This window comes from Candidatus Cloacimonadota bacterium, from assembly GCA_021734245.1.
Lineage (GTDB): Bacteria > Cloacimonadota > Cloacimonadia > Cloacimonadales > TCS61 > B137-G9.
Window position 1 is genome coordinate 1 of sequence record JAIPJH010000100.1, and the last position, 11,266, is coordinate 11,266.

Genomic DNA, 11,266 nt, shown 5'->3' on the forward strand with positions numbered 1-11,266 from the left:
AAAATACCGATTATAAAAAATCTGCCTGAATCTGTCTGGATCAATAAACCCGAAAATATCGAAAAGAAAGTGAAGTAATTATGAACAAAATTAAACTACTAAAGTGTCCAGAAATGCTTGACACGTTCCGATAACAAAATTTAATGATTAAAGTAAAAAACAATTGACCTTGCGGAATTCAAATTAAAATATTGAAGTTATGTGATATGAAGAACAAAGGCAGGTTGTGAATGAAGAAAAAGCGAATTATTTTAGTAGAAGATGAACGAATAATAGCGGAAGATATTAAAAGCACTTTATCGTCACATAATTATGAAGTTCTGGATATCTTTTCAAAAGGTGAAGATGCTCTGCAAAATTACCATAAACTTGCTCCAGATCTAATTCTGATGGATATTATGCTGGCTGGTAAACTTAATGGGATCCAAACCGCAAAAAAAATTCATGAAGAATTCAACGTTCCGATAATTTACCTCACTGCCTATGCAAATGAAGATATTTTGTCTCAAGCAAAAATTACTGAACCTTATGGTTATCTTATAAAACCGTTTGAAGAAAGAGAACTTTACGCTACAATCGAGATGGCTTTTTATCGTTATAAACTGGAAAGCGAAATCCAAAAAACTCAAATGCGTTTATCTACCGTTTTCAACAATGTTCCAAATATCATCTTATATGAATATGGAAAGAAACGGCAATTTATTTCAGACAATGTTAATGATTTACTAGGATATACAGATCAGGAAGTAATTAATAATAAACAGGCTTTGCTTGATCTTATCCATCCTGAAGATAAACAGATAATTTATGAAAAAATTGAGAATTGGAATAAAAACGATCGGCAGGGAATGCTGACAATTTGGTATAAAGTTAAACATTCCGATGGTTATTATGTCTGGGTTGAAGATCGTCTGATCGAGATTAAAAACTCGAAAGAGGGAAACTATATAACTGGTGTCATTGTGGACAATTCCAATCTAAAAAAAGCTGAAGAAGCTTTGAAAAAGAGCCGTTCACGATATCGTGCAATTGTAGAAGATCAGACCGAGTTTATCTGCAGGTTCGATAGCAATAAATTAATTACTTTTGTGAATATGGCTTTTTGTCGTTTGATGAACAGCGATCTTGTGGATCTGATCGGATCCGGCTGGAACGATTATTTTCCTGAACAGGAAATTAAGAAAATAAATAAACTCCTTGAAAATCTAAATGTAGAAAATCCTTATTCTACAATAGAATTCTGGTTTCAAGATCACAAAACCGAAAAATTGTATCTGGAATGGACTTTCCGGGCAATATTTAATGACGATAATGAATTCATTGAATTCCAGGCAGTGGGTAAAGATACTACCCAACGAAAAAAAGCAGAAATAGAAAAAGAAAAAATACGAGAACAACTTCATCAATCACAAAAAATGGAAGTTCTTGGAAATCTTGCCGGTGGTATTGCTCATGATTTCAACAACTTACTAACAGCTATAAATGGTTATGCCGATGTTGCCATCAAGAAATTGCTACCTTCTGACAGTGCCTTGAAAGATATCGAAGTGATCAAAGATTGTGGTCTTAAAGCTGCAGCTTTGACCAAACAATTATTAGGATTTTCAAGAAAGCAGATAATTGAGAAAAAGTTAATTGATGTGAATCAAATTATCTCTAATTTAAACAGAATACTTTTACGTTTGATCGGAAATGACATTTCGCTCCAAATGAATTTTTCTGAAGAAAAAAGCCTGATAAATGCTGATGCAAATCAAGTAGAACAAGTGCTTATAAATTTGATAGTTAACGCAAAAGATGCAATGCAAAATGGTGGTAAGATCATCGTAAAAACAAAGAAAGAGTATTTGGATGATATTACTGCAAAAAAATTGGAATTAGAAAAAGCTGGAAATTATGAAGTTATTTCTGTTCAAGATAATGGCAGTGGAATTGCCCCAGAAAATCTTGAAAAAATATTCGAACCTTTTTTCACTACGAAAGAATTAGGGAAAGGAACTGGATTAGGTTTAGCGACGGTTTTTGGTATTGTAAAACAAAATAATGGACACATAGAAATCGAAACTAAATTGGAAAAAGGAACTACATTCCAGATTTATTTACCTTCTGCTGAAGCTACAGAAACAGAACTTAATGATTCTAACAAAGAATCAGATCAAGAAACTGAACTTACTAGAGGGTCAGAAACAATTCTGCTGGTGGAAGATGAAGAAGCGATCAGAGATTTTGTTGCTTCCATTTTGAAAGAATATGGCTACAATGTTTTAGAAGCTTCAAACGGTGAAGAAGGTTTGCGTTTAGCTCAAAATTATGAAAATAATATCCAGCTTCTGCTTTCGGATATTAGAATGCCAAAAATGACAGGACCAGAATTGGCTACAGGAATTAAACAAATATACCCCGACATTAAAATAATTTTCGTTTCCGGTCATACCGAAAATGATAAAATAAGATCTGATATCGAAAAATCTGAAGCTGCATTTTTGCAGAAACCCTTTTCTTTTGAAGCATTAGTAGAAAAAGTTCGAACAGAATTAGATAAGAGATAACAAATTTATGAATAGACTTTTAGGAAAACAAAGTCAAGATCTTGAAAAAAGGATCATAATATCTTACTTTTTCTTCACCTTCCTACTTATTATTATCTTACTGATTTTTGAATGGCAGTTAGCTCAATTTGGCATATCTCAGTACGAGGAAATAAATATTAACAATTACATTACCGAATTTAATATTGGTATGACTGCTGAAAAACTGACCCTGGAAGATGCTGTAACAACATTTTCCAAGGATGATAATATTATAAAAGCTGTGCATGATCAAGATGTAGAAAAAATAAACCAATCACTAATCGAAAACCTAGATAATCTTGTCATAAGTAATAGAGATCGAAATATCTGGTATGGAACTCAATGGGATTTGATCGATATTTACCTACCCCAAATATTTAGAAAAGCATCTCAAAATGTTTCGGGCTCATTTGTTGCTGCTTTAGATCGCAAACTTTATATAATCGCTTTCTCACCATGTTTAACAGAAGACCTGAGTGAAATGGTGGGAATATGTATAACCTCGAAAAGATTGAATAAAGATCAATTCAGCTTCAGAAATACACAGAGAACTGAACTTCTTACTTTTGAGAAAAAACTTAATCTGAACTTGCTACCTGAACTGGAAAATATGACCGAAAATATAAAGACAATTACTAATGATTTATTGGAAACAAATAAGTCATCTGGTATTTTTAGATTAAATCGAGATTATGCCATTGGTATTCTTCTCTTTGAGGATATGGAAGATAATCTTACCGGGCTTTTTATTGTTTCTTATCAACGCTTCGTAAATAGTTTTGTCCAGCAAAGTGTTCTACTCTTCATTCTAATTCTTATCGCAATTTCCCTTATCATGTTATCATTATTGGGAAATTGGTTCAGTCGTGCTATCTTGCTGCCAGTTAAGAATTTGAACAAGAAAATGAAAGAAATCGCATCCAACCCATCTGATCTGGGAGAATTTGAAAAGAAATATACTGGAATTCTGGGCGAGATGGTCAATTCGTTCAATATAATGAATATTGCCATTTCCAATCATAGTAAAACTTTGAACGAATATAAAATGATCATCGATAATATCGAAACTGGAATTTTCTGGTTAGATGCTGAATTCAACATTATTTTGTGTAATCCCAGTTTCTTAAAGATAGTTGAAAGAAATAAAATTAATAATGTTATTGGAATGGGACTCAGTAAACTTCTGGGATTAAAAGAAAAATTGAAATTCAAAGTATTAGCAGGAAATAATATTTTTCACACGTTAAAAGTCCAACCAATAAAAGATCAAAATAAATATGTTATTTTGCATATTCGGGCAGAAAAAAATGACAACCCGTTAAGGTTTTTTGGAAGTATTACCGACATTACTTCTGAAACTAAAGCTATTCAGGCAAAAGAAGCTTTGGAAATAGAGCTCATCAAAAGCAACAAACTTGCTGAAATTGGTAGAAATGTGGAGGGAATTGTTCACAATCTGAACTCTCCTCTGAATTCCATCGTAGGTTATTCACAACTTGTTTCCAAAAAAAATCCTGAGCTAAAAGATATCGATAAGATCCTGAATGCTGGCAAATCAGCTGCAAGAATCGTTAAAGGACTTCTTGATAGAGTTAAGAAAAGTAATGCTTCTATGGTTCATCCAATTGATATCAACGAAGTTATCCTGCAGGAATTGGAACTTTGCAATCATAATTTGTTCTATAAACATTTTGTAATTTTGGAAAAAGACCTTGAAGAAGACCTTCCAAAAATTACTGCAAATTTTGGAGATTTAAGTTTGTGTTTAGCAAATATTTTTAACAATGCTTTTGATGCTATGAAAGACAGCAACGATAAAAGGTTATTCCTTCGAACGAGAAAGATCCTAGATGACATTATTATTGAAGTTGAAGATACTGGTGAAGGCATTCCAAAACAAAATTTAGAAAAGATATTTGAAGCGTATTTCACCACAAAACATGATCATGAAAGAGCTGGCTTTGGGTTAGGTTTGGCAATTACAAAGCAAGTTATTGAAAAGCAAGGCGGATCAATAAAAGTTGAATCCGAGTTAGGAAAAGGTACAAAATTCATAATTAAATTACCCATTTTTGATGAAATGGAAAACTAAATTTAGGAATATCAATGAATAAACTGAAGTTACCCAGAAATCCCAAAATTCTAATCGTTGACGATGAACCAGACACTCTCGAAATATTCAGCCGTCATCTGGCAGAAGATTATCATGTAGAAACTGTAGAATCAGCATATCTGGCTTTAGAAAAACTTAAAAATCAATCTTTTCATATCGCCTTAACTGATCTGGTGATGCCGGGAGAAGATGGCCTGGAACTGCTGAAAAAAATTAAACAAAAATGGCCGCAGACCTCAGTAGTTGTAATTAGTGGAAAAGCCTCCATCGAAATGGCGGTTCAAGCCATGAAACTCGGAGCAGAAGAATTCATTGAAAAACCAGTTGAAGATTTAGAGATAATTAAATTAAAAATTCAGAATATTTTGCGTTCCAAATGGCAAACGGAAGAGATAGAGAGATTACGTTCCATTTTGGATAGCGAATTTGATCGTTGTCATATTGTTGGGAATAGTCTTCCCATCCAACAAATAATGGAAAAGATAAAGAAAATAGCCCCTTTGGATACTACAGTTCTAATTACCGGAGAAACTGGAGTTGGAAAAGAACTTTTTGCAGAATTGATCTATAAAAACAGCAATAGAAAACACGAGAAATTCGTGGTAGTAAATTGTGGTAGTATTCCCGAAACCCTTCTGGAAAGTATGCTTTTTGGCCATACAAGAGGTGCTTTTACAGGAGCTGTCAAAGAGAAAGAGGGTTATTTCAAAGAAGCAGACGGGGGAACTTTATTCCTAGATGAAATTACCGAAACTTCGACTGCTTTCCAAATTAAATTGCTTCGTGCTTTAGAAAAAGGAACAATTCGAAAAGTGGGCGGAGAAAGCGATGATTTCGTAGATGTTCGTATTATTGCTGCTTCAAATTTGGATATTCTCAAAGAAGTGCAAAAAGGGAATTTCCGGGAAGATCTATATTACAGATTAAATGTAATTGGAATCAATATTCCACCCTTAAGAGAAAGAATGGAAGATATTAAGCTGCTTGCCAATGAATTCGTTCAGGATTTTGGAAAAAAATATAAGAAAAAAGAACTTAAAATTTCGGATCAGGTAATGAATTTGTTATTGACTAGGGATTGGAATGGTAATGTGCGTGAACTAAAAAATGTGATAGAACATGCCGTTGCACTTTGTATGCACGACACGCTGATCCTGGAAGACCTTCCTTCTCACATTTTTCAAACTGATGATAGAAAATTCTACAAAAGAAAATATGACAATCTCACCTTTGCTAAAGCAAAAGAATCTTTCGAAAAACAATATGTAGAAAGAATGTTAAAAATGTTTGATGGTGATGTGACCAAGGTTGCCAATTTCTCTAAGATCAAACGCCCCAATCTCTATGATAAATTTAAAAAATACGATATCGATCCAAACGATTTTCGAAATAGGAATTAACTGACCTTGGCTGGAGTTCCCAAATTTACTCTATCAATTTTGAACCACATGAATATCAAGTAGAACAATATTGTAAAATCTGCAAATATAATGGTTAGAATATGCAAGTTATAAAGATAATTCAGTAAAATTCCCAAAATAAATAAAATTAAGGGAGAATCAATTAATTTGGTGGGATCATTTGTTTCGATGATCAATAAACTAATCGGTAATAGCCAGAGAACATTATTATAAGAAAGCCTTGCTGCAGGTAAAAAGAATTCACTTAAAAATAATAATGTAACGCCCCAGAAAAATATTATCTCCCAACTTTTATTCTCATTACGCTTTTTTAGAAGATAGATCGATAAACCAATAGTGATTATAAACAAAGCAGACCAGAGATATCTGGAATGAACAACGGTTTCAAATTGATTGAATAAAAAACCTTGAATGGAAGCATCCAAACCGGGAACATCTGCCGAGAAGAATGAATTTGTCACACCTTCTACATTATTAAAATGATCATGAACGAGCAGTTTAAAATCAATTAATCCCAAATGAAATTGTTCGACGATCTTCATTGCAGCAAAATAGCTTCTCCAAATATCGATGCCATTGATAAATAAGGATGATACAAATCCTAATACAATTCCACAAAATCCACCTGAGATCAGTTTCCATTTTTTAAAAATAAGAAATGGTATTCCCATAATTAATAGCGGAGGTCGCCAGGTTGCTGTAATTCCCAAAATCAACCCTGCCCAAAAAGAACTGTATTTCAGATTGGATTTTACAAATAAATAAGCCAAAGTAATCATGAACAAAAACAGGACATAAATTTGACCATTTGCCACGTGAAAGCGCCAGAAATAAGCTCCGAACTGGAAAAGGAACCCAATGATTAAAACGAGTTTGAACTTGTTTTTTGCCAAAAAAGCTAATATATAAATTGTCGTCAGCAGCATTAGCTCCTGCAAAATAAACCAAATGTACTGCTGTGTTTTATAATTTATCGATGCAAGTGGTAGATGCAGCATCAGAAAAGACGGCGTTACGGTGCATCTGCTTACGGGAAGATCGTAAAAATAATCTCTGCCATCCAGAAAATAGTCGGGTGTATTTTCATCCCATTTCGTAAAATACGGATCTCTGCCATCCAGCCACACGCGCGCTCCAACCACCCGATTTCGCAGATCGATTCCACCATATTTTATTGTATAAAAAGTGTCGCAACTGATTCCGATAAATGCGATAACGATCGAATAGATAAGCAATAGTAAAAAGAAATATTTGAAATAATTAGTCATCACTAACCACCAGGAATTTCTTTGAATCAATTATTAATAGACATAATGGGATTAAGATTAACACATTATTATAAGTATATCTTGCAGCAGGAATAAAAATTTCACTTATGAAGATCAATATTGAACCAACAAGAAATAGAATTGTAAAGCTTTTAGATCGTATCAAATGCAATAAGTAAATACAAAAACAAATGATGAGTAATAAAATTATCCACAATATCTCAGCTGGAATCACCACACCAAATAGGTTAAGCATTAATCCTTGAATTGAAGTATCTGTTATGGGAATATTGGGTACAATCCAAAGATTTGTAATGCCTTCAATGTTCTCAAAGGGATATTGTCCAATTGCTGATTCTAATTCTGTTGTATGAATTAAACCATGCACTTTCATCGCACTGAAATAATTTAACCATGTGTTAAAAGGTAAAATCAAAAGTGTAGAAAGAAAGCTAACAATAACCCCCATGATATTACCGAGAACAAACTTCCATCTTTTTTTTATAAGAAACGGTAAATTAATCAATATTACAGGTGGTCGCAGAAGTGAAGTGATTCCTATAATAAAGCCACTTAAAATGAGATTTCCCCATTTTCTTTGATGATAAACCCAATAGGATAATGCAATTAAAAACGTGTATAATATATAAATCTGTCCTCGTTCCACATGTAAACGCCAATAAAAGCTAGTTCCGACAAAAAAAAGTCCGCAAATCCATATCAATTTAGAATTTACTTTTGAACTTGAACTAAGACTGAAAAGGAATAAGCTACCTAAAAATAAAATCCATTGAATAAATAGCCATAAATATCTCTGAGTTTTATAATCAAGCCATGATAATGCTGAATGAAGAATTAGAACTGTTGGTGGAACTGTTACCCTATTTACATTCCAATTGGGATTATCTCTTGGATCAAGAAGCAACTGAGATTCACCTTTTTGCCATTTATAATGATATGGGTCTAAATCTCTTGTTAGCAATCTTGCTCCCACAACTCGATTTCGCAGATCGACTCCTCCAAATTTTGCTGTATTAGAAATATCGGTAAAAAAACCAGTAATTGATAAAAATACAGCAAATATCAATAATAAATTTAACAACAGTTCATATTCATTTCTCTTCATGATATTCCTGTTCTGCGTTTACGTTCCAAATGTTGTCTTTCTTAGTGATTTCTTCTTTAATATTTTTCACAGCTTCCATTGCTGTAAGCATGGAGTGATCCTGGTTGTTGTAGCGATGCATTCCATTTCTGCCGATCAGAAAGAGATTTGGAATTGCATCAGTGAAATTGCGTATCACATCAAATTGATCGTAAGAGCCAAAATAAGCGGGATAAGTTTTGGGCATGCGGATAACTGTTTTATCTATCACATCATCTTCATCGATCATTCCAATTTTAATGAATTCCTGCACGGCAAATTCGGCAAATTCTTCATCAGTTTTGCTCCAGAGATCGTCACCTTCATTACAGAAATATTCCAATCCTACCCAAACGGTATCGGGATCTTTGACCATGTATGGGCTCCAGTTATTGAAAATCTGAAGTCTGCCCAGTTTTACATCTGGTTCCTGAATGTAGATCCAATTGTCCGGAATGAGATCGTTTCTGGTTTTGAATCTGGTTTTATTCTTTACTTTCATTTTTTTTAGAAGTAGCCCGACAGTAATAAAATCACGATAAACTAATTTTTCTGCAATCTCTCGAACTTCATGAGGAATGTGATTGATCATTCCATAGATCAGATCTTTAACAGGCATCGTGGAAATCAAATAATCGCATTTGTATTCTTTCAAAACTCCGGCTTTTTCTGCCAGAACTCCTTCGATGACTTCTTTGCCGTTTTCGATATTCACAACTTTTTCATTGAGATGAATTTTTCCACCTTTTTCTGTGATCATTTCAGCTACTTTTTCCCAAAGCTGTCCCGGACCATATTTTGGATACAAGAACTGCTCTATCAAACTGGTTTCTGTTTTTTTCTGTGAGATGCTTTTATCTTTAGAAAACATCTTTTTCAGTGAATGTTTTATAGCAGACGTTATAGAAAGTCCTTTAATTCTTTGTGCGCCCCATTCCGGCTTAATTTTATCGCAGGAAATTCCCCAGACCTTTTCTGTATAATCTCTAAAAAAAGTTTTGTAGAGTTCATTTCCAAAACGATTAATGAAAAAATCTTCCAGGTTCTTTTCCTTTTTTATTGGAAATATACGAATGTATAGATAATCAAAAGTAATTTTAAATAATCTTTTAAAACCTAAGTTTTTTATTGTATCAATGTTCAAAGAAATGGGATAATTGAAAAATTTTCTTAAAAATAAAATTCTGGAAAGTCTGTTTCTTTTTAGTAGTACCTCTTCCTGTTTTTCATTTTCTGCGATCGGTAAGATCTGCTGCCACCAGTTCATTACTACATCGCTTTTAGAAAAGAATCGATGTCCTCCAATATCGATGCGATTTCCCTTGAAGTTAACAGTCTTCGATATTCCACCTATTGAATTTGTAGCTTCCAGAATAATTGGTTTGACATCAGTGTTTCTTATCAATTCAAGAGCTGCAGTCAGTCCAGCAGGGCCTGCACCAATGATTATTGCTATTTCCTGCTGCATTATTTCTCTCTCATCATCAATTTTCTTCGGGCTAAAAAATTCCACAATAAAACAATTACGGCTGCAACCAACTTGGAGTGCATATAAAACAAATCTGCTTTATCAGTTAAAAGCCAGATGATCAATTCATTCAAGCCCAATCCAATAACACCAATAAGTCCATATACAAAAAATTGAATACGAGATTTTTGTTCAGATGTTTGAAATACCCATTTTATGCTGATAATATAATTAACTATCAAACCCATTATAAAGCTTATCGCTGCTGAAAGTAAATAATAAATATTTAAAAATTCAGTTAACAAATACAATGATATGTAATCAATAATAAAAGCAAGTCCACCAACAATAACGTATCGAAAAAACTGGATTTTAATATTATCGTTTCTTTTCCAAAATTCTGGTTTCAAATTTCCCGCTCCTATTTTTTTTATGATTCTACTTCTTTGTATTGAAGTTAAATTGTCAAGCGAAGTAATAGTGCACGCATCCCCCGAAAAATATTTATTTTCCAGTAAGCAACAACAAAAACACAATAATTTCATTTTTTTCAAGCCCATGAATTTTTAACCTGTGAAATCAATTCAATTACACTGGGTTATTTATGAGAAAAGCAAACAAAGCCTTTTATAGTAACCATTTCAATGGTTTTTTATTTGTGCAAACGGTTGAAACCGTTGTCCGGTATATTTCTGGTATCAAGATTCCCACGAATGAATTCGTGGGCTTGGCTGGATAAGGTTTTGGGCGGGTAAAATAGCAACAATTTCATTTATTACAATAGATTAGATTTATACATTCCAAATTTTTCGAGAGATGCATGAAGCAATAGTGTAATGAATTTATTACACGGAAAATTTATTTGTAACCAGAACACAACATAAGTGGATTTGTGAATTTCAACCTTTCTTTGCTTATTAAAATTTTTTCCTTGCTATAAAGCAGCCTTATTATTAGCTTTGTACTTGGATCAAGTGTTAAAATATTTGTGTAAAATTTATCTGGCATACAATTTGCGGTAAGTATAAACAAATAGTTGTGAAGATAAAAAAAACAAAAAACCTAATAGGAGGGTAAGAATGGGAACACAACAAATTCTTTTGATCGTATTGAGTGTAATTATTGTGGGTATTGCAGTGGCAGCGGAACGTGTCAAGCATTTCTGGACACTTTAGTAGTTTAATTTTGTTCATAATTATTTCACCTTCTTTTCGATATTTTCGGGTTTATTGATCCAGACAGATTCAGGCAGATTTTTTATAATCGGTATTTTGTTTCTAAA

At 33.1% G+C, this 11,266-nt stretch carries 7 protein-coding genes; 3 read left to right on the forward strand and 4 right to left on the reverse strand.

Features of this window, described 5'->3' with window-relative positions:
• The first annotated feature begins 230 nt into the window (after positions 1-230).
• The 3 genes from K9N40_11820 to K9N40_11830 are packed head-to-tail and all read left to right on the forward strand — an operon-like array spanning position 231 to position 6,083.
• The gene (locus tag K9N40_11820; GenBank protein ID MCF7815155.1) at positions 231-2,549 is read left to right on the forward strand and encodes a response regulator; all 2,319 of its coding nucleotides are present in this window, start codon (positions 231-233) and stop codon (positions 2,547-2,549) included.
• Between the two features lie 7 nt (positions 2,550-2,556).
• Positions 2,557-4,662 (forward strand): GHKL domain-containing protein, encoded by a 2,106-nt coding sequence (locus K9N40_11825; protein ID MCF7815156.1) that lies wholly within the window; start codon positions 2,557-2,559, stop codon positions 4,660-4,662.
• 14 nt (positions 4,663-4,676) lie between these two features.
• On the forward strand, positions 4,677-6,083 hold the full coding sequence (locus tag K9N40_11830) for a sigma-54 dependent transcriptional regulator (protein MCF7815157.1): 1,407 nt from the start codon (positions 4,677-4,679) through the stop codon (positions 6,081-6,083).
• On the opposite strand, the gene K9N40_11835 is transcribed toward K9N40_11830, so the two are convergent.
• From K9N40_11835 to K9N40_11850, 4 genes are read right to left on the reverse strand one after another with little or no spacing between them, the layout of a single operon-like run.
• Positions 6,080-7,372 carry a glycosyltransferase 87 family protein gene (locus tag K9N40_11835; GenBank protein ID MCF7815158.1) on the reverse strand — a complete coding sequence of 431 codons (1,293 nt, stop codon included), beginning with the start codon at positions 7,370-7,372 and terminating at the stop codon, positions 6,080-6,082. The two genes, K9N40_11830 and K9N40_11835, sit on opposite strands and share 4 nt — an antisense overlap.
• Complete coding sequence (locus K9N40_11840; GenBank protein MCF7815159.1) at positions 7,365-8,498, reverse strand: DUF2029 domain-containing protein; 1,134 nt, start codon at positions 8,496-8,498, stop codon at positions 7,365-7,367. The genes K9N40_11835 and K9N40_11840 overlap by 8 nt, the downstream gene beginning before the upstream one ends.
• Positions 8,485-9,984, reverse strand: coding sequence for an NAD(P)/FAD-dependent oxidoreductase (locus K9N40_11845; protein MCF7815160.1), 1,500 nt, complete (start codon positions 9,982-9,984; stop codon positions 8,485-8,487). Before K9N40_11845 ends, K9N40_11840 begins: the two co-directional genes overlap by 14 nt.
• Entirely contained in the window at positions 9,984-10,529 is a 546-nt protein-coding gene (locus K9N40_11850) for a GtrA family protein (GenBank protein ID MCF7815161.1), read from the reverse strand. The genes K9N40_11845 and K9N40_11850 overlap by 1 nt, the downstream gene beginning before the upstream one ends.
• Positions 10,530-11,266 lie beyond the last annotated feature (737 nt).